At 65.9% G+C, this 25,346-nt stretch carries 17 protein-coding genes; 2 read left to right on the top strand and 15 right to left on the bottom strand.

Annotated elements, in window-relative coordinates; all coding sequences use genetic code 11:
* Positions 1-8 precede the first annotated feature (8 nt).
* From ACLJEU_RS21755 to ACLJEU_RS21710, 10 genes are all read right to left on the bottom strand, one after another.
* On the bottom strand, positions 9-1,967 hold the full coding sequence (locus ACLJEU_RS21755; protein WP_414663857.1) for a hypothetical protein: 1,959 nt from the start codon (positions 1,965-1,967) through the stop codon (positions 9-11).
* A 25-nt stretch (positions 1,968-1,992) separates the two neighbouring features.
* Complete coding sequence (locus tag ACLJEU_RS21750) at positions 1,993-2,889, bottom strand: methyltransferase domain-containing protein (protein WP_414663856.1); 897 nt, start codon at positions 2,887-2,889, stop codon at positions 1,993-1,995.
* The gene (locus ACLJEU_RS21745) at positions 2,886-5,234 is read right to left on the bottom strand and encodes a methyltransferase domain-containing protein (protein ID WP_414663855.1); all 2,349 of its coding nucleotides are present in this window, start codon (positions 5,232-5,234) and stop codon (positions 2,886-2,888) included. The genes ACLJEU_RS21750 and ACLJEU_RS21745 overlap by 4 nt, the downstream gene beginning before the upstream one ends.
* A 97-nt stretch (positions 5,235-5,331) precedes the next feature.
* Positions 5,332-9,456 carry a glycosyltransferase gene (locus ACLJEU_RS21740; RefSeq protein WP_414663854.1) on the bottom strand — a complete coding sequence of 1,375 codons (4,125 nt, stop codon included), beginning with the start codon at positions 9,454-9,456 and terminating at the stop codon, positions 5,332-5,334.
* A gap of 252 nt (positions 9,457-9,708) precedes the next feature.
* Positions 9,709-10,428: a transaldolase gene (locus ACLJEU_RS21735; protein WP_414663852.1), complete on the bottom strand. Its 720-nt coding sequence runs from the start codon at positions 10,426-10,428 to the stop codon at positions 9,709-9,711.
* Positions 10,429-10,661: 233 nt separating this feature from the next.
* Entirely contained in the window at positions 10,662-11,225 is a 564-nt protein-coding gene (locus tag ACLJEU_RS21730; RefSeq protein WP_414663851.1) for an HAD-IIIA family hydrolase, read from the bottom strand.
* A gap of 172 nt (positions 11,226-11,397) precedes the next feature.
* Complete coding sequence (locus tag ACLJEU_RS21725) at positions 11,398-12,003, bottom strand: SIS domain-containing protein (protein ID WP_414663850.1); 606 nt, start codon at positions 12,001-12,003, stop codon at positions 11,398-11,400.
* Between the two features lie 176 nt (positions 12,004-12,179).
* Positions 12,180-12,899 carry a nucleotidyltransferase family protein gene (locus ACLJEU_RS21720; RefSeq protein WP_414663849.1) on the bottom strand — a complete coding sequence of 240 codons (720 nt, stop codon included), beginning with the start codon at positions 12,897-12,899 and terminating at the stop codon, positions 12,180-12,182.
* Positions 12,900-12,996: 97 nt separating this feature from the next.
* Positions 12,997-13,980 (bottom strand): GHMP family kinase ATP-binding protein, encoded by a 984-nt coding sequence (locus ACLJEU_RS21715; protein ID WP_414663848.1) that lies wholly within the window; start codon positions 13,978-13,980, stop codon positions 12,997-12,999.
* 102 nt (positions 13,981-14,082) lie between these two features.
* Complete coding sequence (locus tag ACLJEU_RS21710) at positions 14,083-15,138, bottom strand: Gfo/Idh/MocA family protein (RefSeq protein ID WP_414663847.1); 1,056 nt, start codon at positions 15,136-15,138, stop codon at positions 14,083-14,085.
* A gap of 69 nt (positions 15,139-15,207) precedes the next feature.
* Between ACLJEU_RS21710 and ACLJEU_RS21705 the strand changes: the two genes are divergently transcribed.
* Positions 15,208-17,661 carry a hypothetical protein gene (locus tag ACLJEU_RS21705; RefSeq protein ID WP_414663846.1) on the top strand — a complete coding sequence of 818 codons (2,454 nt, stop codon included), beginning with the start codon at positions 15,208-15,210 and terminating at the stop codon, positions 17,659-17,661.
* A 39-nt stretch (positions 17,662-17,700) separates the two neighbouring features.
* Positions 17,701-18,099, top strand: coding sequence for a GtrA family protein (locus ACLJEU_RS21700; protein WP_414663845.1), 399 nt, complete (start codon positions 17,701-17,703; stop codon positions 18,097-18,099).
* Positions 18,100-18,219: 120 nt separating this feature from the next.
* Here the strand turns inward: ACLJEU_RS21700 and ACLJEU_RS21695 are convergent, their stop codons facing one another.
* The 5 genes from ACLJEU_RS21695 to ACLJEU_RS21675 all read right to left on the bottom strand — a co-directional run bounded on the left by ACLJEU_RS21695 (position 18,220) and on the right by ACLJEU_RS21675 (position 25,175).
* Entirely contained in the window at positions 18,220-19,071 is an 852-nt protein-coding gene (locus ACLJEU_RS21695; RefSeq protein WP_414663844.1) for an SDR family NAD(P)-dependent oxidoreductase, read from the bottom strand.
* A gap of 7 nt (positions 19,072-19,078) precedes the next feature.
* The gene (locus ACLJEU_RS21690; RefSeq protein WP_414663843.1) at positions 19,079-20,698 is read right to left on the bottom strand and encodes a hypothetical protein; all 1,620 of its coding nucleotides are present in this window, start codon (positions 20,696-20,698) and stop codon (positions 19,079-19,081) included.
* Between the two features lie 12 nt (positions 20,699-20,710).
* A complete protein-coding gene (locus ACLJEU_RS21685) occupies positions 20,711-21,697 on the bottom strand; it encodes an NAD-dependent epimerase/dehydratase family protein (protein ID WP_414663842.1) in 987 nt (328 codons plus the stop codon).
* A 379-nt stretch (positions 21,698-22,076) separates the two neighbouring features.
* Entirely contained in the window at positions 22,077-24,206 is a 2,130-nt protein-coding gene (locus tag ACLJEU_RS21680) for a hypothetical protein (protein WP_414663841.1), read from the bottom strand.
* Between the two features lie 36 nt (positions 24,207-24,242).
* A complete protein-coding gene (locus ACLJEU_RS21675; RefSeq protein ID WP_414663840.1) occupies positions 24,243-25,175 on the bottom strand; it encodes a glycosyltransferase family 2 protein in 933 nt (310 codons plus the stop codon).
* Positions 25,176-25,346 lie beyond the last annotated feature (171 nt).

Raw genomic sequence — 25,346 nt, 5'->3', positions numbered from 1 at the left:
AACGGGAGCTAGACTGTAGCGCGTGGACTGCTCCGGCTTTCCCGCCACGCGATCACGAGCAGTAGCAACGTTACTCCGGCCGTGACATACATGATCAGCAATCCGTGCTTCGTCAGCTGCCACGCGCGGTACGACCAGACGCCCATTTCCACCGGCGGACTGAACGCCAGCCACGCGCGCGAGGACTCGTCGTTCGCTGCAATCACAAAAGGCCCGTGCGGTGCCCGCACGTACGCGGCCCGCCACGTGTCGCCGGGGCGTTTCGTCGGTGCGACTTCACTGAGGACGCGACCGGTTTGCGGATCGAGGAGACGCAACGACACGCCCGCGCCGGGCACGCCCAGATCGCCGGCGGTTTCAAACTTCAACCAGCCGCCGATCGGCGCGGTCAGCGGCTCGCTGCGCCACGTGCCGGTGGCGGTGCCGCCGTCGCCGGCGGGCGCGAAGCTGCCGTGCGTTGTCGTGTAGTCGAGGGGCGGCGTCGCCGGTGAAAGCCCAAGGCGCGGCGGGTGCTCGATGTCGACGTCGATGGCGGTGTTGGCACGAAACGTCTCCGCCAAGCTCGGCGTGGCCGCGGTTGCCCGCGCCATCGTCAGTGGGGCGCGGACCGGCAGCGGCATCAGCGCGCGCAAGCTCGGTCGCGCGAGGCGATCGACCAATCCATCCGCGCTCGGAAACGGAATGTCGGGATGCGCGAGCTGCTTCCGATCGTTCGTCGCCAGGTACCGGCGCATGTGGCCCTCGGCCTTGTTGTAATATTTCCGGGCGTCGGGCAGCTCGTAGCGGAGATTGATCTCGAGGATCGCGCGCAGGCCGAGACCGACCGCGATCAGCCAGGCCAGCGCAACCGCGTAGCGGGCAAGCCGCGGCGCGGTGTCACCTTCACCGCGGGCAATCGACAACAGCCACGCGAGCGCGGCGCCGTTGGCCATCGCGCCAAACGCCAGCGTATCCATGTAACGCGACGCCGGATAATCGGCGCCCGCGCCGCGCGCATAGGCCGTCGCCACAATCTGCACGAGCACCCAGCCGCCGAGCGCGACGATGACCTGGCCCGTCTGCGATCCCGCCGGCGGGGACGGTGACACACCCGCGGCATCCGGCTGATCCCGGGGCGCACGCGTGACCCGCCACGCAGCGATCACCCACGGCAGCCAGACGATCGCTCCCGCCCAATCGCGATCGCGCAGCGGCCACTCGAGACTACGGAGGCAGGAGAAAACGAAATCGTGAACGGTCGTGGCTTTCAGCTTTTGATGATAGTCGACCTCGACCCGCGTGATCAGGCCGATCGCCACCAAGGCGGCGGTGAGAAGCAGGGTGAGCCAGGCCGCGCGCAACGTGGTCTCGCGACGCAGGAGCCGCCACGCGACGACCATGAACACCACCGCGGACGCGAGCATGCCGGAGCCCATTGAGCCCAGTACAAGAATGGCGCAGCCGAGACCGAACCACCACCGGCCGCTGCCTGTGCGGGCGAATGGGAGCGTCACGATCGCACCGAAGGACAGCCCAAGCAGCCAGAATTGTTGGGAATGAAATCCGCCCAAAATATTCTGCCACGCGAGCGGGAAACCGAAGAGCGCGAACGCGAGCAGGAAGAGCGCCGTGTGCCAGCGCACCGCGACCCAGCGGCGAGCGCACAGCCAGAACGCGACCGCGATGGCAGCGTGCAGCAACGCATTCGTCGCGGCCTCGAGGCGCGAGTCCCACTGGCCGTTCAACACCGTGAGCCCAAGATTCTGCAGCTTCGTGAGCACCACGCGGTGCTCATTGTGCGGCGTGAACAAATGCTGGAGGAAATGATCCTTCTCGTACCACGGCACGAGCAGTTGCAGGGCTTCCGCGTCCCACTGATCCCAGTCGGGCATCGGCGAGCCGTAGCGATCAAAGGTCGCCCACTTGGCGCCGACAATCAGCAGGAACAAACAGCCGGCGAGAGCGAACGTGAGCAGGGATTTCCGCATCGAAAGAAAGGGAAGAGCGCGGCGCTCAGCGCACGCCGCCGAGGCCCGGCGTGCGGGCCGCCCACGCGTTGAACGACTGGGCGTCGGGGACGAGTACTGCGCGCGGATCTCCGTCGGTGCGCAGCCGGAACGCCGCCGCGCCGGCGCGCGCGCGCCAGCCCTTGTGCACGCGCAGGATCGCGAGCACGCCGTTCGGCGTGACGGCCGGAAAACCATCGGCGAAATCGACGATCTCCCAGTGCAGGCGCGGAATTTCAAGCCGGACAGAACTGCTGGGCCCGCCTGGTGCGATCGTCGTCGGGCTCAGTGGTGCCACGCGGCCTCGGGCGAGCGTTTCGAGCAGCTCGCGGAGGTTCGACGGCTCGAAGGTGTGAAAGTGGATGTTGATGTCCTCGCCGCGCGCCACGGTCTCGTGCAGGCCGCGCGCCAAGGTCTTCTGCTTCGCCGGCACGTCCTCGGGCGCGACCGCGGGATCGTAGCGCGACCAGTCCACGCCGAAGGCGAATTCGTCAATGTGCGTGGCGTCCCGTGCCGTCGTGCCCGCGCTGAAGTCGCCCAGCATGTGCTCGACCGATGTCAGCCCCCGCGGGTGGTCAAACATCGAGCGCCGGTTCGGCACGACGAGGTAAATGATCCCGCCGGGTCGTACGACGCGGTACCACTCGACCAGCGCGGCGATGGGATTCGCGACGTGCTCGAGCACGTGCGATGCGATCACATAATCGAGCGCGTGATCGTGAAACGGCAGCCGGCACGCGTGGCCGTAGTAGTCGGCGCGATTGGGCGCGACGCCGAAGGACTTGAAGCAATCGACGTAGATGGGCGCGGGATCGAGACCCGGCACCGGCGAGGCACCCGCGCCGATCTCCGTGCCGATTTTTCCGGAGCCGATCCACCGGGTGACTTTTTCCTCGTGCGTCATCGCCGGGGAGACGTTGCGACGGCCAGCAGATTATAGTGCAGCGGCGTGCCTTCCACCGTGCGGAGTGGATACGGGGTGTGAAAGCGCACTTCGACGTGCGGATAAAAGTCGCGGAGCAACGCGCCCAGACTCCAGCGGGTGAAAAAATTCGTGTGCGTCGCCTCCAGCATGTGCCACGGCGTTGCGAGATGATCCCAGAGATAGCCGAGCAATTCGCAGTTCGGCACCGACACGATCAACTGGTGGGGAGCGACGCGCCGAACCTCGGCCAGAAACGCCCGCGGATCCTCGATGTGTTCGAGCACTTCGAGGCAAAGCGCGGCATCGAAGGCCGCATCGGCGAAGGGCAGGGTGCGGCCATCGACGTGGCGGTGCGGCAAACCCAGCCGCGCGAGTTCGGCACAGTCCGCGGCGTTCACCTCGGCCCCCATCCAGTCGTAACCGTCGGCCAGCAGACCGCGGCCGTAGGATCCAAAACCACAGCCGACGTCGATCAGGCGTCGCGGTGCCGGTCCCACATAACGACGGATCAGATGCGCGAGTTCGCCGCTGCCCTCGGCTTGCGACGGGCCGACCGCAAAAACATTCCCGTGCCGCTGAATCGCGGTGGTCTGACGATCGAGCAGCACGCCAAAGTGATTGGTGCGATAGTCGCGGCCGATGGTTGCGAGCGTGGTCGTGAACACGACCGGCGTGCGGGTGCCATCGGCCAGCCGGGCGCGCACCTCGACCGCGATCGGTTTGCCTGCCGGCGCGGACGGGTGGTGGGCAAAAAGTTCATAGCCGGTGCGCGTGCCCGGTGGCAGCCAGTGGGCCACGCAGACATCCGGTCGCTCATATAACGCGGTGGTCTCACCCACCAAAACGTCGCCGACCCAGGCCTCGACCGCGGCGATGAAGGGTTGGGTGGAGTCGAGCCAGAGCCAGCCACGAACAAAAAAACACAACGGGTCGATCCTCGTACCGGGGACGGGTTCGTCGAGGTGCGAGCGGATCGTCGTCGCGGTGGGAAACGTCACCGAAGGAAACTCGGCGGTGGAGTGCGCCACCCGGCGTTCGCGATCGTTCCAGGGGCGCCGGGCTGGAGGGTGGGCGGGAGGCAGGAGATTGGGCCGTTCGTTCGAACACGGATAGCTTCGGCCGGAACTGGTGGCGATCAGGACGCGTTGGCCACCGGGAAGCGTTTCAAGGCGCAACGGCGAAAGGTCGATCGGGCAGGCGAGGGGCAACGCCGGCGTGGCGGGTGTTGCCGCCTCGAGCGCGAAGGTGCGAATCGCGTGGCGCGCCATGGTGGCGTCGCCGCTTTTTTCCAACAACAGGCCGATGCCGTCGTCGCGCCCCGGTGGATACCGCTCCGCGTGCGCCAGCCGCGTGAACCGGGCGCGTTCGCCGTCGAGAAAGCCCGCGGCGCGCAGCACCATGTCGAGCGAGTCCGGCGTGAACGTGTGGTAGTGAATGTCGATCGGCCGGCCCTGGGCGAGGTCTTCGAGGTAGCGCGCCCGCGCCGCTGCCTGCTGCTGGGGAATCTCGGCCGGGGCGGTGTTGGGGCTGAGCATCGACCAGGATGTCTGGTAAATGAACTCGTCGATGTGGACGGCGGCGTCAGCGGCGGTCGTGCCTTCGCGGAAGTCGCGCAGGAGATGTTCGCACGACGTGGTCGCGCGCGGTTCATCGAAGGTGAACCGTTTATCGGGCACGACCAGATAGAGCCAGCCGCCGGGCCGCAGCACCCGATGCCATTCGTGCAATGCGGCAATCGGGTCGGGGAGATGTTCCAGCACGTGCGAACTGCAGAGGTAGTCGAGCGTGCCGTCCGGCAGCGGCAGCGCGCGCGCATCGGCGAGGAAGTCCACGCGTCCGGCCGATCCCGCGTACGACGCGACCGCATCGGTATAGAAGGGCGAGAGTCCGGTGACGGGATTCGTGTGGGCGCCGATTTCGAGCCCGAGGGCGTCGGCGGGAACGCGGTTGCACAGGTATTGAAACGGGTGGCGTTCCGGAGGCGGCGCGGCGAGGAGCCGTGAAAAGAGAGGCGGCGTATGCGAACCGTCATGACGGCGCGCCCGGATGGTCAGCGCGAAGGGCTCGCGCGGTCGCGCCGTCGGGTGCCGCGCGGAAAACTCGAAGGCCGTGCGCGTCCCGGCTGCGAGGCCGTACTTCGCATTCACGTCGGCCCGGGCTTGAAACGTGGCGGAGCTGATCTCGCCCAGCAGGATGTCGCCGTCGTGCGCTTCCACGGCGGCAAAGTCAGCTTGTTCCTCGGGCAACCACAGCCAGCCACGAATCCGAAAATTCCCCGGATCGAACAGAACGCCGGGTGTGGGCTCGTCGATGTGGATAGGCATCGCGGAAGTTTAACCAATCAACAGTTGCCCACGGAACACACGGAATACACGGAAAGAGGGGTTTGGTTTCCGTGTGTTCCGTGGGCCCACTGATTGCTCAGTTCTTCAGCCGCGACCACTCGCGCGGCGGGAGGGCGAGGGTGAAGTCGTTGATCGTGAGCGTGAGATTTGGATTATACGCCGGGTCGTTCACCAGGGCGTCGCCCCATTTCCCGGTCATGTACTCGACCTCGCTCCGGAAACGATCGCGTTTCTCCAACGTGTCCTCGGCACCGCGGCTCGCGCTTTCGTGGTGATACAGCTCGGCGTAGGGCGTCCAGAAATTGCGGTAGCCCGCCGCGCGCACCTTGAGACAGAAATCGACGTCGTTGAAGGCGACCTTGAGCTGGTCGGCTTCGAGACCGCCGACCTGCTCAAACACCTCGCGGCGAATCACGAGGCAAGCGGCGGTGACGGCGGACATGTTTTGCTGCAGCAGATTCCGGTGCGCCTGGCCCGCGGAGCCGCGCGGATGCGTCTGCCACGCGTGCGCGGCGACTCCGCCGATGCCGAGGATCACGCCGGCGTGCTGGATGCGATCGTCAGGGTAGTAGAGCTTGGCGCCGACGCAGCCGATCTCAGGCCGCATCGCGTGGCTCACCATCTCCTCGAGCCAGTCGCCGTGAATGACTTCGAGATCGTTGTTCAACAGCCCGACGAGCGGAGCATCCGTCTGGCTGACGCCGAAATTATTGATCGCGGAGAAATTGAATTCGCCCGGGAAACGCACGACGCGCACCGCCGCGTTGCGCGCGGTGGGAGAAGGGAGCAGGGCGGAGGGAGAAGGAACCGAGGAGGAATCGAGGGTGAGTTGAACCGACTTTCCTGCTCCTTTCTCCTTTCTCCTTTCTCCCGGCGCGAAGCGCCCTTCCAGCGCGCTCAGATACTCCAGCGTCTCCGGATCATCGCTGTCGTTGTCGACGATGAGGATCTCGAAATTCGGATACGTGGTTTTCGCGAGCAGGCTCTCGACGCACGGCTTCAGGACGTTGAGCCGGTTGCGCGTCGGGATGATCAGCGTGATGCGCGGGGCCGGGTGCGGAATCGGGTAGTGGACGCGCCAGTACGAGCCCTTCGTCGGCGAAATCTTCGCCTCGACGCCGATGCGGATGAAATGCTCCGAGATCACCTTTTCCGCCGCCTGCGTGGCGTAGCTCTTGGCGCCGATCAGCATGGCGGTGGAGCCCGGCACGCTGCGCCAGTGATACAGAATCTTCGGGATGTGCCGGATCCGATCCGGCGCGGTGCGTTCGATGACGCGCATCGCGAGATCCCAGTCCTGCGAACCCTCGTAGCCGACGCGGAATCCGCCGACCTCGCGCACGAGCAGCGTGCGGTACACGCCGAGGTGGCTCACGTAGTTCTGGACCATGAACAGGTCCGGATTCCAGTCGGGCTTGAAGTAGTGATCGTAGCGGTGGCCGTTCTCGTCGATCTTGTCCTCGTCGCTGTAAATCAGATCGGCGTTCGGGTGCGCATCGAGTTCGAGCGCCACGCACGCGAGGGCGTGCGGCCGGATCTCGTCGTCGTGATCGAGCAGGGCAAGGAAGTCGCCGTGCGCGAGGGCGAGCGCGGAATTGGACGCGGCCGAGATGTGGCCGTTCGTTTCGCGGATCACGACCTTGATGCGCGGATCCTTCTTCTGGTAGCGCTCGAGGATCTTCCGCACGTGCGGTTCCTTCGAGGCGTCGTCGGCGATACAGAGCTCCCAGTTGTCGTACAACTGGCGGCGTACGGACTCGATGGCGGCCACGAGCCACTTCTCCGGCGTGTTGTACACCGGCATGAGCACGGAAATCTTCGGACGCTTCGTGAGCTTCGCCAGCTTGGCGCGAATCTGATCGGCGATCTCGGGCGTGAGGGTGTCGTAGGCTGCCACCCAGGCGGCGTAGGTGTTCGGCGGCGGCGGCGCGGCGTCGGCCGTGCGCTTGACCTGACGGGCGACGGCGATGTGCCACGCGCCGGCTTCGTCCTGCGCCTCGATGAGCAGCGTGTGCGTCCCGTAGCGCGGGACGTCGACCTTGACGATCCAGCCGCAACGCTCGGCGCCCGGGTGGTCGCGGAAGTGGTCGAGCACGTCGAGCCGTTCGAGACCGAATTCGGCGGGGACCGGCTTGCCGTCGAGCGTGGCGCGGATGGCCTTGAGCGCGACGCGGTCCTTGTGCAACGACCAGCCGCGCACGTTCAGCGTCGGCGCGATCATCGACCAGTCCTGCGGGTAATCGATGTTGCCGAAGAGGCGCGGCGAGGCTGCCGGCGGCGCCGGCTTGTCGAAAAAGGCGCGGCGGATGGCGCGGAACGGCGACGTGACCTGCCACGAAAACGACGACTGCATCTTCGCGATCTTCTCGTCGCGCGATCGCACGATGGCCTCGGCCTGCGCGAGCCGGTCGGCGGCGGCGGCGATTTCGCCGGCATGCACCGCGCGCAGGTGTTCCTGCGCCTGACGCTCCGCGGCCGTCTCGTCTTGCGCGGACTTGAGCGCAGTCTTCGTGACGTCGAGTTCGTCCTTGAGGGAAATGATTTCCGCGTCGGCACCGAGCAGCGCGTTTTCGTACGCCGTGACCTGCAGTCGCGCGGTGCGGAGCAGGACATCGGCCTGATCGCGCCGGTGTTTATGCTGCGCGGCTTCCTTCGCGATGTTGTCCGCGTAGACCTGCGTCATGTCGCGAGCCTGCTCGAGACCGGCGGCGTGGTTGCGCGCGGCGGCCAGCAAGTCCTCGATGTTCTTGACGTGCTGCTGGGTCAGGCGCTCGCGGGCGAGCACGGCGTCACGATCGGCCTCGACGGCGGCGATGCGGTGACGCGCCGACGTCTCGATGCTTTGCTCGAGTTGGCGGACGACGCGCGCGAGCAGATCCGTTTGCGTCGCGAGCTGCAGGGCGGCGGGATCGTTGAGCGCGGTGGCGGCCTGATTGAGCTGCGTCGCGAGATTGGCGGCGAAGAGCGTCGCGTCGCTCGCCGTCGGATCCTGTGCGAGCGACCAGTCCGTCGTCGCCGGGCGCGCGAGCGTGGCGGCATAGAACTCGGTCAGCGCGCGGGTGTTCGCGGCGAGATCGAAATGGGAGCGGGCAAAGGCGACAGCGTGTTGGCCGAGGCGCGTGCAACGTTCCGGATCGGCGAACAGTTTTTCACAGACGTCGGCGATTTCCGCGGGCGATCCGGTCGGGAGAAAGACGGCCTCGCGACCGTCGGTCATCAGCGCCGCGAGATTTGTCGGGGGCAGTACCACGGCTTTGCCGCTGGCGAGAAACTCCGGCAGCTTCGACGGCAGCCGGTAGTCGTTGAAGGCGCCGGGGCGACCCGGTTGGACGAGAACGTCGGCCAGCGCGAGCAGCTTGGGCAGTTTGGCCTTTTCCACGAAGCCGAGGTCGAGGACGTGGCGCTTCACATCGGCCGGGAGGCCGTCGAGAAAGCGCGGGGAGTTGAAACCGGTGCGGACGAGCGTGGCCGGGATGCCGCGTTGGTTGAGCAGCGCGACGGCGAGGTACAGCTCGCGCATCTCGGGTTCGTTGGCGAACGTGTTGCTGCCGGTGAAGACGATGATCTTTTCCTCGTCGATCAGGCCGAGCTCGGTGCGGAACGCGGCGTCCGCCGGTTGCGGCTGGTAGAGCGAGAAATCGACGCCGGGAAACAGCAGGTGGGTGGGCGTGCCGGGCGGGGCGAATTCAGCCAGTTTGTCGATGATATGCGTCACGCCATCGGCGATGCGCAGGAAACTCTCGCTGCGCAGCGGGTGCGGCAGGCTGTCATTGAGCTGCGCGTCAAGATCGGCCGCGCTGGCCTCGCGGAGTGACGCGAACGATTTTCCCGTGAAGCCCTCGAGGAGAAAATGCTCGTTGTCCTCGAGGTGGATGAGGACGCGCGCCTGATGCGAGCCGCTGGTGGCGGCGAGCGCGGCGCGCTGGTAGGCGACGGTGAATTTCCGCACGCACTCGCGCGGGGTCCAGGCGTGGATCAGATCGGCGGGCTGGCCGTTGGGAAACAGGGTGGGGCGGGCGAGCGCTTCGTCGTAGGTCGCGGCAATGAACAGCGGATGCGCGATGTGCTGCAGCGTTTCCTTGCGGTCCGGGACCGCCACCACACAGGCGTGACCGGCGGCACAGAGCGTGTTCGCAAAGCCGCCGATGTGATTCAGGCTGTTGGTGGTGAAGTCACCGTAGTTGACGAAAAGAATGTTCACGCGCTGGAAAGACAAACCGTCCACGAAACACACGAATCACACGAAAGGAAGATCGGAGTTCCGGCGGGGTGCGACGTCGGCGAGATGCACGCCGACAAAATCTCTGCGCGCGTGATGTGGGCTCACGCCGGCGCCGGGGCTGACGAGACCGCCGAGTTTAGACAGAATGGACAGAATCGACAAAATGGGGCCGACCCCGCAGAGGCGGAATCCTAGTTCGGCCATTCTGTCATTCTGTCCAAAGACTGGCGATCAGAGCTTGAACCCGACCTCGGCCGCGTCCTTGGCGAACGTCTTCACGGTGTCGAGTGACAGCTCGGTGAGGTCGAGGCCGAACATCTTCGCGGCCTTGCCGAGGATGTCGTGCGGGACGGTGATGATCGCGCAGCCGCACTCCTGGGCCTGGAAGATGTTGAGGACCTCGCGGGTGCTGGCCCAGAGGAGTTCCGCCTTCGGCTGGGCGTGGAGCAGGGCGCCGCACGCGCGCATCATCGGCATGGGATCCACGCCGGTGTCGGCAATGCGGCCGGCGAACACGGATACGACGGACGGCACGGCCGGGTTCAGCGCCTCGGCGACGCCCGCGACCTGCTTCAAAGTCAGCAAGGCGGTCACGTTGAGTTTCACGCCGGCCTGGCCGAGTTCCTTGATCAGCGGCAGACACGAGTCGCCGCGCGAATTCGTGATCGGGATCTTCGTGTAAACGTTCTTGCCCCAGGCGGTGATCTTCATCGCTTGGCGCTTCATGTCGACGAGGTCGTCGGTGAACACCTCGAGCGAAATGGGCTTGTTCGTGACCGTCTGCAGAACGTCCTTGGCGAACGCCTCGTAGTCCTTGATGCCGGCCTTCTTCATCAACGACGGATTCGTGGTCAGGCCCTTGATGTACGGCTTGGCGTAGAGGTCGAGAATGCCGGCCTTGTCGGCGCCGTCGGCGTACAGCTGAATCGTGAGGTCGTTGAGGGATTTCATGGGCAGCGGTGGGTGTGGTGCGGATTGAGTTTCCCGCCGGGAGACGGGGCAAGGGGAAAGTGGGGCAGCAACGACCGGGCGGTGAGGGAGGTGTGCCCGCGAATCACGCGAATCAAGCGAATGGCAATCCACGGATCCAAACCGGGTGGCCCACGGAACACACGGAAGGAAAACCGGCGGATGGATGCTTCCGTGTATTCCGTGTGTTCCGTGGGCCACCCGGATTGAAGATCTCAGCGTCCGCCGTGGCGCAGGATCACCTGCGCGGCTTCGGCCAGGGATTTCACGGTGAAGTCGGGCTGCGCGCGCAGTTCCTCGGCGTAGCCGAAGTCGATGAACACGGTGCGCACGCCCGCGCGGCGGCCGCAATCGATGTCGCGCCAGCGGTCACCCACCATCCACGACCGGCTCAGGTCGAGGCCAAGGTCGCGCGCGGCGTCGATCAACATCCCGGGCTCCGGCTTGCGTCGCGGATCGGGCGGGACTTCTCCCCGTCCCGGTGCGTAACAAACTTCGATGCGGGCCAGCTGGGGAATGGAACACTGAAGCGCCGTGTGCATGGCCTCGACCACGGACTGTTGCTGGGTGCCGCGACCGACGTCGGGCTGGTTGGTCGCCACGACGAGCACGTAGCCCGCGGCGGCAAGATCCGCACAGGCCGCTGCGGCGTCCGGAAACAGCCGGAACTCGCCGACCGACTGCGGCGGAAACGGCTTTCCATCGCGGATGACCTGCACGTTCAGCGTGCCATCCCGATCGAGAAAAACCGCAGGGCGGCCGGAGGCGCGGTAGGTCACGACGTCAGAGGGGGTTTAGACAGAATGGACAGAATTGACCCAATGGCCCGGAGCCTGCGGCCCGATTCTGTGAATTCTGTTCATTCTGTCGAAAAACCAGATGTCGACGCCCTGAATCGGGCCATTCTGACCATTCTGTTTATTCTGTCCAAACCCACCCGCCGCTCACGCCTCACCGCGCCGCGACGCTTTCCCACTTGGTTTGATTCATCTTCAGATCGGGGTGGGAGACGAAGAGGTGCCAGATGACGGCCTGAAACGCCTCGCTGTGCGGCGTGATGTTGTTCGCGTTCACGGTGGGCACGATCACGCAGGCGTCGGCGACGGTCGCGGTGAAGCCGCCGTCCTTGCCGACGATGCCGATGACGCGCGCGCCGACCTGCTTCGCGAGCTGCAGCGCCAGGACGAGATTGGGCGACACGTTTTTTTCGAGATTGCCGCCGCCGACGGAGAACACGAGCAGCGCGTCCTCCCGCTTCAGCCGCGAACCGCGCAGCCACTCGGCAAACACGCTGGCCCAGCCCTCGTCGTTGGTGCGGGCGGTGAGTTCGGAGACGTTGTCGGTCGGCGCGTAGCACTCGATGCCGCCGATCTTGCGAAAGTCGTTCACGGCATGCGACGCGTTCGCCGCGCTGCCACCCACGCCCAGGATGAAAAGCCGGCCGCCGCGCGCGCGCACCGCGACCAGCTCGCGGACGCATTTCTCGCAATCCTCCGGATTGAGCCTGGCGACGATTTCAGCGGTTTCCCGCAGATGTTGGGCGGAATAGGACGACATAGGGAGGTGAACGAGGTTTTCAGGGTTCCTGAGCCATAGCCCAAGGTGGGGCAAGCGGCGAATGCGTGGTCAGCGAGACCATCGGACGTTGGACCGCGACCGTCCCCGGTCGCAGGCTTTTGCTGACCCTCGTAATCGGCAGCGACCGGGGGCGGTCGCGGTCCCGGGAGAATGCGTCACGCTTGTTGTGAAGGGCCGCGCAGGAGTTGGTCCAACTCCTGGAGACCTTCATGCGAGCCGATTTCGTAGAAGCGCTGTTTTATTTCGTAGCCGGCGAGCTGGCGGCGTGAGACGAGGGACTTCTGCACCTCGGCGAGATCGACGACGGCGTCGCGCGAGCAGCCATCGAACGCCGCGGCGCGAAACAGTCCGAGGCCGTAGTCGATGTGCTGCATCTGCGGCACTTTGTTTTTCTTGTCGTAGACCTTGATCGCGCCGCCCTCGAACCAGACGTTGCTGGTGTCGTAGCGCCCGTGATTCTCGAACACCGTCATCAGCCCGAGCTGGCCGGACTGGACGAAGAAGTCCCCGACGGCGCGATAGTCCGCCGGCAGGTAGCTGTCGCCGTAGAGCATGTAGAACGCGTCGCCGAGTTTCGGCAGCGCCGCGATGAGCGCGCCGCCGGTGCCGAGAAGTTTCGGGCCGTCGAACGCGTACTCGATCGAGACGCCCCAGTTCGAACCGTCGCCGTACTGGTCGACGATCATTTCGCCGAGGTAACCGACGCAGAGCACGATTCGCGTCAGGCCGTTTTTTTTCAGCAGCCGCAGCTGGTGCGAGAAAAACGGTTCGCCCGCCACCTCGACGAGGAGCTTCGGTATCTTCTCGGTAATCGGCCGCAACCGCGTGGCGAGCCCACCGGCGAGGATGGCAACGGGCAGATCGGAGGGACTCATACTTTAAAAACCACGAAACACACGAACTACACGAAAAAGCTAGTTCCGCGAAGGTCCGAACCTTTCGTGTAGTTCGTGTGTTTCGTGGTGAGCCATTTCAGTTCTGCGTGACCACTTTCGACCCTTCGAAGTCGAACCGGAAGCGCACTTCCTGCAGGCCCTTTTCGCGCATCGCGTGGCGGAGGCGTTTCTTGCTGCCGGCGTAAAACATCAGGAAGCCGCCGCCGCCGGCGCCGATCAGTTTTCCGCCGAGCGCGCCGTTGGCCATGGCGAAGTCGTACCAGTCGTTGATGTGCGCGTTGCTCATGCCGGAACTGCGCACCTTCTTGCGCTGCCAGTGCACGTCCATCAATCGCGCGAACTCCTCGAGATTGCCCGTCTCCAGCGCGGCGAGCGACTGGTAGCCGAGTTCCTTCGTGTAATGCAGATTGTCCAGCATCGCCTGATCGTGCTGCTTCGACTTCTCGTTCTGATCCTTCAGGATCGCCGACGCGCTGCGGCTGTAGCCGGTGAAGAAGAGCAGCAGGTTGTCCTCGAGGTTGAAGAGCGTCTCCTCGGAAATGTTACACGGCCGGTACTCGACGCGCCCGTCGCGGTGAAACGTGAACGCCGTGATGCCGCCGATGGCCGCGATGTACTGGTCCTGCTTGCCGATCGGCTCGCCGAGCTTGTTGAGCTCGATGTCGCAGGCCTGCTCCGCGAGCTCGGCCGGCGAGATGAGATTCTTTTTGTAAGCGTGCAACGCCTTCAGCAGCGCCGTGGTGAAACTGCCGCTCGAGCCGAGGCCGGTGCCGCCCGGGATGTCGGCCATCGACGTGAGCTCGAGGTGCGGATCAGTGACACCGACCAACTTCAGCGCCTCGCGAATGATCGGATGCTCGATCTGATCGACGGACTGCACGCGCTCGAGCTTGGAGTACTTGACGATGATCTCCGGCTGAAACGTCCGGTGCTTCGTGATGTAGACGTATTTGTCGATCGCCGCGGCGACAAGGAAACCGCCGTACTCGCGATAGTAGGACGGCAGGTCGGTGCCGCCGCCGCCAAGGGAGACGCGAAGAGGGGAACGCGTGATGATCATTTCAGTAAGAAAAAGTCCAGGAGGGCAGGCATCTCACCTGCCCTCGGAAAGCAATGCAGGCGGGACGCCTGCGCTCCCATGAGGAGCTATGACAATGCAGCGTCACAAACCCGCCTCGTTGACGGTGAAACCGCTGCGGCGGTAAATCTGTTCGACGATCTCGAGCGTGCGAATGCCTTCGGCCAGGCCCGGCGACGGTTCGCGGTTCAGCCGGATGTCGTCGACGAACGCCTTCGTCTCGAGCTCCCAGGACTCGTCACCGCGCGGATACTCGAAAATCGTGGTCTCCGGCGGGCCCATTTCCGGCAGCATGCGATAGAAAGCCAGCCGCTCCACGCCGTAACTGCCGCCGAGCCCGTCGATCGCGATCTTCGCGTCGCGGCCGTAAATCTCGAGCGAGAACAGATTCTTCCACTCGGTGCAGCTTACGTGCAGCCACGCGGTCTGGCCGGCCGCAGTGCGCAGCGAAAGAAACGCGTTGTCGTCGACCTTCATGTCCCAGAACGACGTCACGGCGTGGCCTTCGACGGTGGGAAACTCCCCGAGAAACCAGCCGGCGAGATCGATCACGTGCACGCCCTGATCGATGAGTTCGCCGCCGCCGGAGAGCGCAGGATCGGCGCGCCACTCGCGGTCGTAGCCCTTGCGTCCGCCGTGACCGTACCGCGCCCGCAGAAACATCAACGGTCCGAGCGCGCCCTCGTCGATCAGCGCGCGGGCTTTCTGCAACGCCGGGTGAAAACGATGATTGTAACCCAGCCGCACGCGCGCGCCGCTCTCCCGGGCCGCGGCCTGGAGCGTGCGGAGCTGGGCGGCGTTGAGCGCGCCGGGTTTCTCGACGAGCACGTGCTTGCCGGCGCGGACGGCGGCGAGCGTCACGGGCGCGAGCGCGGCGTTGAGCGTGGACACGATCACGGCGGTGACGCGCGCGTCGGCCACGACGGTCGCGGGATCGGTCGCGGCCGTGCAACCCGGTACGAGCCGGGCGAGGTCGGCGGCGCGGGTGGCGTCGAGGTCACACGTGTAGAGCAGCGGCACGGCACCCTTGGATGCCCCGGCCGCGGCGGCGACGCGGGCGAGCGCGTTGACCCGTTTGCGCCCGATGAGGCCGCAGCCGATGACGGCGAAAAGAGGTTGCTCGGTGCTCGCGCGGTTCATTCCGTGGTCGTGAATGACGCAAGGCGAAGCGAATGCCATCGGCGACGCAAGTGAGGTTTTGATTCACGCATGACACCTGGCGTTGAAAGTCGCTCGCGAAACGCCCCGGCCCGGTCGCACGCCCTCGTGGCCGTGCTCTGCTGCGCAGGCGTGGCGGCGTTCTATCTCTGGACGGTGCTGTCGTGCGGCTGGGTGCTGCGCTTCGGTTCAGAGCAGCGCGATTACTACAATCTGCTGATCGACGGCTATCTCGACGGGCAGCTGCACATGAAAGTGCCGGTGCCCGAGTCGCTGCTCGCCGTGAAGGACCCGTACGATCCCGCGCAGCGCCCGCCGGGCGTGGGGTTGCACGACGCGTCGTTTTATCGCGGGCGTTACTATGTGTATTTCGGCGCGGCGCCGATGGTGACGCTGATGCTGCCGTTTCGGTTGATTGCCGGCTGCGATCTGCCGCTGCCGCTGGCGACGCTGGCCTTTGTCCTCGGCGGTTTTCTCGCGAGCGTGGCGGTTTGGCTCGGGGTGCGGCATCGTTACTTTCCGGAGACAGGCGCAGCGGTGGTGGCGGCGGGCATATTCATCCTCGGCGTGACCGCGGGCGGACCGATTCTCCTGCGCCGGCCCGACATGTGGGAGCTGCCGATCGCGGGCGGCTATTGTTTCGCGATGATCGCGCTCGGCTGCGTCTGGCGGAGTCTGCACGTCGAGCGGCGGCGCTGGCTGTGGTTCGCGGCGGCGGCGCTGAGCTACGGCCTGGCGATTGCGTCGCGGCCGATCTATCTCCTCGCGAGTCCGCTGTTCGCCGTGCCGCTGATCGCGTGGTGGCGGAGCACGCGGGAGTTTCCGGCGAAGCTACTGCTCAGTGCCGTGCTACCGCTGGCGTTTGTTGGCAGCCTGATGGCGTGGCACAATTACGCGCGCTTCGGCGATCCGCTGCAGTTCGGTCAGGCGTATCAGCTCAGCCTGGACTACGAGTCGAAGCTGCCGCACTTCCGCGCGGCTTATGTGCCCTACACGGCGCGGATGTACTTTTTCTCTCCGGCGGAGTGGTCGTCGTATTATCCGTTCATTCACCGCGGCGATCTCGGCGTCGCGCCGCAGGGATTCACGCCACATCGCGGTGATGTCTACGGCCTGTTGATCCATTTTCCGATCGCGTGGCTCGCGTTGCTCGCGCCGCTCGCCGCGTGGCGTCGGTCGCGCGAGGAACGCCGTCCGCTCGTCATCTGGCTCGTCACGGTCGCGGTGCAATTCGCGCTCGCGGCGACCGTGCTGCTGTTTTTCTTCAGCGCGCTCGCCCGCTATCAAAGCGATTTCGTGCCGGCGTTCATGCTGCTGGCGGCGGTGGGCCTGCTGGCACTGGATCGGTGGCTGGAGACGTCAGGCGGTGCGCTCCGTCGGACCTTCGGTCGGTTGCTCTGGGGCGGGGCGGCGATTGCATCGGTTTTATTCGGGATCCTGTTCAGCCTCGTGTTCGACGGCCTGTTGCCGGAGCACAATCCCGCGCTCGAGGCCCGGGTCGCGCGGACGCTCAACCAATTTCCCGCGACGGTGGAGCGGCTCGCGGGTGTGCGGCATGGGGCGGTGGAACTGACGCTGCGCCTGCCAGCGGACGCACGTTCCGGCTCCGAGACGCTCTTCACGCGGGGCAACGCGGCGCCGATGGAACGCGTTTTTCTGCACACGCGGACGGATGGCCGGGTGCAATTCGGTTGGGTGCGTGCGGGGACGCCGGAACTGCTCGGTGCGCCGCTGGCGCTGGACCGCACGCAGTCGCAACGCGTGCGGGTGACGCTCGGAGCGTTGCTGCCACCGGCGTCGCATCCGTTTTTTGGTGACCGGAGGCCCGACGAAATCCGCCGCGCCCTGCGGGCGGTGCGCATCGACGTGGACGGTCAGCCGGTGCTCGTCGGTCACCAGCGCAACAATCGCGTCACTCCGCAGGAAATCACGCTGGGCGCTGCGGCGAAGCCGGATCCCGCGTATCCACCGTTTCGTGGCGCGGTGACGAATCTACGCCGCGTCGATGCGGCTGCGACCGTGTTCGCGCCGCCGCCGGTGGCGTTTCCCGGTGCCGGCTCGAGCGAAACGATCCGGCTCCGCGTGCGACTCCCCGCGGGCCGCAGCGGTCAGCGCGAACCCCTGGTGGCCACGGGCCGGACCGGCGAGGGCGATCTGGTCGTGGTCGAATACGTTGATCGTGCGACGGTGCGCTTTGCCTTCGATCACTGGGGAACGCCGCTGCGCGTGAGCGAGCCGGTGCGCGTGGATGAGGCCGCGGTGCATACGATCGAAATCACGTTGCCGTCGCTGCGGGCGGTCGAGGATGCGACGCTCACGCCGGAGCCGCGAACCGGGCGGTTGCGGGTGGCGGTGGACAGCCGAAGCGTCTGGGAAATCGCGTCGGAGTGTTTTCCGGCCGAGGCGCCGGAGATTTCCGTCGGCCGCAATCACATTGGCGGCACCACGGGCGGCCCCGTCTTTACGGGCGAACTGATCGCGGTCGAGCCGGTGGCGCGCGAATGAGGTTGCGAGGCGGAGGGTTCGTTTTGTCCGATAGCGACGATGTTTGACTCACTTCTCGGCGACCGCGAAACGCAGCTTCGGCTGCTGCGCTTCCTCGCGGTCGGCGCTGGTTCCGCGCTGGTGCAGGTGGCGGTGTTGCGGGCGCTGAAACCGCGGGTGGGCGAGACGTGGGCGTTCACGTTCTCGTGGGTGGTGTCGACGACCACGCATTACTTTGCGAACCGCTTTTGGGCGCTGCCGAGCGGGCGGGACGACGCTGCGCAACAACTCGGTGAGTACCTCGTGGCGGTCGGCTTGAGCTATCTGATCAACCTCGGCGCGTTCAAACTCCTGCGGAATCGTTTCAAGCTGAGCACGACGTGGGCGACGCTCTGGGCGATCCCGCCGTCGACGATCGTGGTGTTTTTGATTCTCAACTACCGCGTCTTCGGCCGGTGAGGGCCGGCGCGAGGCGCCGAGTTGAGAGTTGAGAGTTGAGGGCTGAGAGCTGAGAGATCGGATCAGCCGCATTGCCGCGGCCCGATCGGCTTTCTCTCTCAACTCTCAACTGCCGAGCCCTCACGACCACGCCTGCCCGCGATCCTCCGGCACGATGCGTCGCAGGGTGTAAATATCGCTCGCGCGCAGGACGGCGGCGCGCTGATCGAGGGTCGGCCAAGGATCCCAGGGCGCGGCGAGCAGCCGGCCGCTGATGCCGTCGCTGTCGGGTGAGAGCAGCCACGCGACGAGTCCGAGGGCTTTGTCGAGCGCCTGGTTTTCCGCGGCGGCACCAGCGGCCGGGTGGGCGGACTTGGTCTTCTGCGCCGCGGCGAATTCCGCGGCGCCCACCACGTCGGCGCCGAGCCGCAGCACTTCGTCGGTGAGCCGCGTGTTGATCGCGCCGGGCGCGATCGCGTTGATGTCCAGCGGGCGATCGCGCTCCTCCTCGGCGATCGTTTCGACGAGGCGGACGACGCCGGTCTTGGCCACCCCGTAGGCGGAAAAACGCGCCCGCGGCTTGGTGGCACCGCCGCCTGAGAAGCAGACGATCTTTGCGCGTCGCGGCGTGCGGGCGAGGAGATCGGCGGCGCCGCGAATCGCGAAATACGTCCCATCGAGATTCGCTCGGACCGTATCGCTCCATCGCACCGGATCGGCCGTCAATGCGCGGCCGACTTCGCCCTGGACGCCGGCGCAGGTGATCAGGCCGTCGATCTGCGGCCAGGTTGCGGCGATCGCGGCAAATGCGCTTTCCACCTCGGGCCAGCGGGCGACGTCACAGCGGTTGGCGTGAAAACGCCCGGGGTGGCGCGCGCAGAAATCGGACTGGTCGGAACGGGCCAGGCCCCAGACGTGGTGGCCGCGGGCGAGCAGATTTTCCGCCAGCGCCCGGCCGATGCCGGTGCTGGAACCGGTGAGGACGAGGTTCATGCGCGACTCAAGGCAACGGAATCTCGCGTCGCTGGTAAAGCACCATGCTGCGGCCGGCCAGGGTGAAGCGGTCGGTGGCGCGCAAATTCGCGTCGCACCACGCGCGGACGTCTGGCGCCATCGCCGTCATCGCGCGATCATACGGGTAGTGTTGCGCGGGTGACTGTTCGGTCAGCAGCACGAAATCGCTGCGCGCCAGGCGCTCCATCACCGCGGGTGCGGCGGGTTCGCCGACGCCCGCGGGCAGCAGCGTTTCGAACGGCAGCCAGGCGTGCTTGCGCTCGTAGGCGATCACACCGAACACGCGACCGTCGAGGGCGTCGCTGACATGATCAACGGAGACCTTGGGCTCGCGCAGGCCGCCGAGCCGCGCGCGCGTCTGGAGGTTGACGGCGAGGGTGTTGATCTGACGGAGGTCGATCAACTCAGCGGGCGTGTAGGCGGGCGGCACCTGCTTGTGGATGAAAAATGCGAGCGCCGCCACGGTCACCACGGAGGCGAAGATTGCGCGCACGTGACTCCCGGCGCGACGGGAGGCGACGCTCCACGCGGCCACGACGAGCGTGATCACGCCGGGGACGAGCGCGCTGGTCAGTACCTCCGACTTCTGCGGGTGGAGGACGAGAACCACGGCGGGCGCGAGCAGGAAAATGACGCCCAAGCCCCACAGGTCGCGGTTCACCGGCTCGCGGTCGGTGCGGCGAAGCACCGCGAGCGCGAGGGTGCCGGCCACCGCGATGACGCCGAAGAAAACGCCCAGATGACGGCGTCCCAGTTGATCGAATACAAACGTGATCGCCCCGCCCGCGTCGGCGTTGGCTCCGCGCAGCCCGCTGGCCGGACCGAAGTAGGTGGCGGGCGCGTAGTCGGCGGCGATGGCCTCGTAGTTCAGCCAGAGCGTTGGCACGGCGATGACCGCCGCGATGCCGGCTGCACGCAGCAGGTTCAGGCCGCGCGTGCGGCGTTCGGGCGGACCGAGCAGAATCCAGCCGGCGAGCGCCGCGAAGATCAGCACGAAGTAGGGGCCGGTGCGGAAGCGCGTGAGCACGGCGATGCCGACGGCGACGCCGAACCAGGTGGCGCCGGCGCGCGAATAGAACCCGTCGGCGGCAATCGCGGCGGCGGCGACGAGGCCGATCGCGCACATCGCCAGGTGATCGAGCCGGAAATCGAAGGCGGAGCCCGGGATGTTTTCCCACGGGCCCGCGAGCACCAGCGGCAGCAGCGCCGTGGCGAAGGCAAGCGGCCGCGAGCCGGACGTGCGCACGACGGCGAAGAAGAGCGCCGCCTGCCACAGGATCAGCGCGACCATGTTCAGCGAGAGCGCGGCGCTGCGGGACGGACTCGAAAACGAGAACGTGAACAGCGTGAAAAAGTCGTGGAGCGTGCCCTGCGACGATGGATTCGTCAGGGCGTTCAACAGGCCGGCGAAGAGTCCGCGTGATCGCGCGAACTCATAGCCGGTGTAGCTCTCCGTCAGATACTGGACCTGATCGTGCCAGCGCGGGAAGAAGCCCGTGAAGCGCCGCGCGCCGTAGTGATCGAAGAGGAAAAACTCGAAGGCGAAAATCGCGACGAGCAGCCAGAAGATGAACGAACGGAACAGGGGTGGAATCCGGAGGGGCATCGGGGCGACGACTCAGTGGCGTGCATCATAGACCCAGCGATTGGCCTCAAGCCAGCGCAGCGTGCGCACGATGCCCTGCTCGATGGTGAGCTTCGGTTTCCAACCGGTCGCCTGGATTTTCTTCGTATCGAGGAAAATGAACGGATTGTCGCCGATCCACCCGCGGTCGCCGCCGGTGTAATCGAGTCGCGGTTTCACGCCGAGCGCCGCGCAGATGAAGCCGATGCTGTCGTTGACCTGCACGAACTCCGGCGTGCCGAGGTTGTAGATCTGCGTGTGATGCTTCGCCGTGCGTGCGGTGGCCTGGCGCGTGACGTGCAGCATGGCGTCGAGGCAGTCCTGCACGTAGAGATAACTTTTGCGCTGCGTCCCGTTGCCGAGCACGCGCAGGTGATCGGGGTGCTGCACCAGCTGCTGGTAGAAGTCGAAGACGTGGCCGTGCGTGTAGCGCTCGCCGAGAATCGACACGAAACGGAAGATGTACGCCTCGTCGATCTGCGCGCCCTCGGCATAGGCCGCGAGCAGGCCTTCGCCCGCCGTCTTCGACGCGCCGTAGAGCGAGGTCTGGATCGGGAAAACGTCGTTCTCGGGCGTGGGCTTGTCCGGCGTCACCAACGCTTCGCCGTAGACCGAGCCCGTCGACGAAAACGCGATGCGTTTGACGCCGTTCGCGCGCATGGCCTCGAGGACGTTGAAGGTCGCGATGGTGTTTTGCTGCAGATCCTTTTCCGGATGTTTCCAGCCGTCGCGGATGTCGGCGTTGGCCGCGAGGTGAAACACGAAGTCGGCGCCCTTCATCGCGGCCGTGAGCGCGGGCAGATCGAGGTTGTCGCCGCGAATCAGCCGGAAGCGCGACTGCTGGTGCGCGCCGTCCAGGAAACGAATCTGTCCGGTCGACAGATTATCCCAGCCGGTGACGGTCAGGCCGTCGGCCAGCAGGCGATCGATGAGGGACGAACCGATAAAACCGGCGGCGCCGGTGACGAAGACGTGATGCATGGCTGCGACCCCAGCTGATGAGGCAGTCGTGGCGCGAGGGCAACCTGCGATGTTTCGGACCGAGCCGATCGCGGGAAACCGGGGCCGGACCACGGCTGTGGCCCGCGAATCACGCCAATGAACGCGAATGTGGAGAAACAGAACTGATACCAATCGCTCCTTGCGTTCGGACTTCTGCATCGATCGTGGCTACGAGCGCCAGCGAGTGGCCGTTAGGCCACTCGCTGGCGCTCGTAGCCACGGCTAAAGTCCAAAGGCAAAGGGCGATTGGTATGAGCCCTGAACCGGTCAACGGGTGGAAAGTGGGTGAAGGGGATCGGGCCCCGGAAATTCGCGTCCGTTCGCGTGATTCGCGGGAGGACTTCTGCCTGATTCAGGCTCAGGGCGTTGGTTTCTTCCCGAGCCACGCATCCACGCGTCGCTGCAGCGCGGCATAGTCGGTGCGGACATGATCCGGCACGCCCCAGACTTCCTTCCCCTGGTGATGCAGCGTGATGGTGAAGGTGATCAGCACGGCCACCACGGTCGCGGCGAGCGCGACCGCGCGCAGGCGGTTCCGCCAGGGCGGGCTGACGGCGTCGATGCCGACGACGCCCCATGCCGCGGCCACGATCAGAAAGGGACAGAAGTCCGCCGTGTAACGGTGCGTGAGCGCGATGGCGACGAACATGGCGAAGGTCATCGGCACGCCGGCCGCCCAGGTGGCCGCAATCACCAGGCGTTGCGCGGGCAGTCGCCGAAATGCCACTACGCTGCCGAGCGTCGCGAGACCGAAGAGCCCGGGCATCGCGTACGGAAATCCGAGTGTCTTGTCGTGGTAGTCGATCTTGGTGTTGCGCCACTCGCGTTCGGGCGTGCCGGTGCCGATGAAGAAAAAGGGGAACGCGGCCTCGAAGCGGAAGTTCGGCCGGATGAGATACGTGTCGATCGCGATGGGCAGGTTCACGAGGTGAAACTGTTTGCCGTCGATCCGGGCGAGGCGCGCGGCGTCGTACTGGACATTGTAGCGCAGCGGACAGCCCTCGAATGTCTCGAATTTCGCGTAGCTGAGGAGATTGAAACTGAACACGCCGGCACCGCACAGCGCGCCGATGAGCACCTGCTGACGCACCAAGGTCGCACGTTCCCGCCATCGCGCCATCAGCACCGCCGCGGCCATCGCGCCGAGGAACGTGAGCGCAAAGAAACCTGTCGGCGGTCGCGCGTGCACCGAGAGCACGCCGCAGGCGAGTGAGATCATCCAAGCGCGCGTGGCGGGCTCACGCCCGTGCCGCAACGCGGCCCAGCAGCCGAAAACCGCGAACATCACGCCGCACAGGATCGCCTCGTGGTACACATACGCCCGACTGCCGAGGTAGAAGAGCGTGCTGCCGAGGCCCGCGCCCCCGACCACGCTCAGCGTGGCCCACGCCGGCGGGGGGCCGTCGCCCTGGCCGGCGAGCGTGCGCACGGTGCGCAGCAGGAGATAGCACCCGAGCAGCGTGGCGGCGAAGTAGGCGACCATGAGCAGCCGCGTGAGCCGGCCGAACTGCACGTCGAAGATGACAAAGGGGAGGCGCAGGAGCGCGGGCGTGACGCCGAAGTAGCCGTAGTTTTTTCCGCGATACACGAAGGCCTCGCCGCCGATGGCCTCCCACGGCACATCGAGCCGGCCCTGCAGCAGGCTTTCCGCCTGGAAGTCGTAGAACTCGCCGAACGTCTCCGGCTGCGTGAGGTTCAGGGTGCCATAGCTCACGCGCCACGCGAAGACGAACGTGGCAAGCGTCGCGACGACCACGAAGACGCGATGCGCACGGCACGCCGCCGCGAAATGGCACCCGAACGATTCGCCGCGGCTTGAAGGTGCGCCCAGGCCGGGAAGCCACCGCGACACCAGAAACACCGCGAGGCCGAGTGCGATCGCCCCGAAGGCCGGCCAGCGGGTCACGAGCAACCAGCCGGCCATCCGCGCGCGCCAAGTGTCGAGCACGGCGGGCGCGCCGCGCAACTCGCGCCCGTCCGTGAGGAGCAGCTGTCCCTTGAGGGCCGCCGCGCACGCGGTGCCGCCGATGGGATTGGCCGCGAAGAAGATCGCGTCTGGTTCGCGCACAAAGGCGTGCACCTTGGCGTTGAACACCTCGACGCCGTCCGCCGTCACGCGCAACCGATCGGTGGGCGGGCGAAACGAGCCGCGGACGAGCGTCAGACCCGGCGTCTCGATCACGAGCCGGATGCGGCCGCCGGCGGGAATTTTCACCGGTGGCGAGAAGCGTCCTGGTTCGCCCCACGACTCGTAGCCGAATGTCACCGTGGAGGCGTCGTGCAACCGAACGAAAAGGAAATCGCCGGCACCGGTGCGCCCCGCCGTGATCAGCGGTTCAACGCGGCCCGCCGCGGGTGCGTCGAGGATGAGATCGAGCGTCAGCGGCGACGGCAGTGGCGCGCGATAGCGCTGCAACGACAGCAGTGCGACGGTGACAGCCACCGCGAACGCGATCAGTCCACGCAGCCAGAGGGAGCGATGCGTCATGCGGAAGCCGCGGGAGGCGTCACCGGCCAAACGCGGTCAGCGTTTGAAGCCCTCGGCGCGATCGACGATGAACTTCGGCCGCGAGCGCACCTCCTCGTAGATGCGTCCGATGTATTCGCCGAGGATGCCGACGCTGATCAGCTGGATGCCGCCGAGAAACGCGATGAGCATGACGAGCGTCGGGTTGCCCCAGACGATCGGCCAGCCCATGAGTTTGTAGAAAAGGTAGACGGCCATCAGCAGAAACGAGAAACCCGCGATGAGGAACCCCAGCCACGTGCTGAGCGAAAGCGCGTAGGTCGAGAAGCAGAAGATGCCGTTGAAGCCGATGCGCAGCGAACCGAGGAAGCGGTTGTAGTTGGTCTCGCCGGCAAAGCGCGCCGGCCGGTCGAAGGGAATCAACGCCTGCTTGAAGCCGACCACGGCCACCATGCCGCGCAGGAAACCGTGGCTTTCCTTGAGCCGCACGACTTCCGTGACCACGCGGCGGGACATCAGCCGAAAGTCGCCGGTGTTGGACGGAATGCGCACGTCCGCGATCTTGTTGATCACCTTGTAGCCCGTCGCGGCCACGACCTTCTTGATCCACGGTTCGCCGGTGCGATGCAGCCGCTGCGGCAGCACGACGTCGAAGCCCTCGCGCCACTTCGCCACCATCTGGTGCAGCAGTTCCGGCGGATCCTGGAGATCGACGTCCATCACGATCACGGCGTCGCCCGCGGAATACTCCAGGCCGGCCAGCGTGGCCATCGGCTGGCCGAAGCGCCGGGAGAATTTCAACAGCTTGATCCGTTCGTCGGAGGCGCGGTGTTCGAGGATGACGTCCTCGGTACGGTCCGGCGAGGGGTCGAGCGAGAAGATGATCTCGTAGTCTTCCGTGATGGCGGAAAGAAGCGGACGCAGCCGCCGAAGAAATTCGGGGACGTTCTTCTCTTCCTTGTAAACCGGAACGACGATGCTGAGGAGCATGGAGATGGCGTAAGGAGTGACCAACTCCCGCGGGCACTTCAGCACAAATTTTTCGCCGTGATTCCGAAACCACGGAATCGGGAGAAATCCGGGCCGTGCGCGGGTGTGGAGCGGTCAATTCAGAAGCCAGGAAACCAGGAGAGGTCTCATGGCTTCCTGGCTTTTGAATTA

Origin of the sequence: Terrisphaera buseokensis (assembly GCF_047521145.2) — a bacterium.
GTDB lineage: Bacteria > Verrucomicrobiota > Verrucomicrobiia > Opitutales > Opitutaceae > ER46.
Note: the sequence above shows the minus strand (reverse complement) of the source record. Positions and strands in the feature narration are given on the sequence as shown.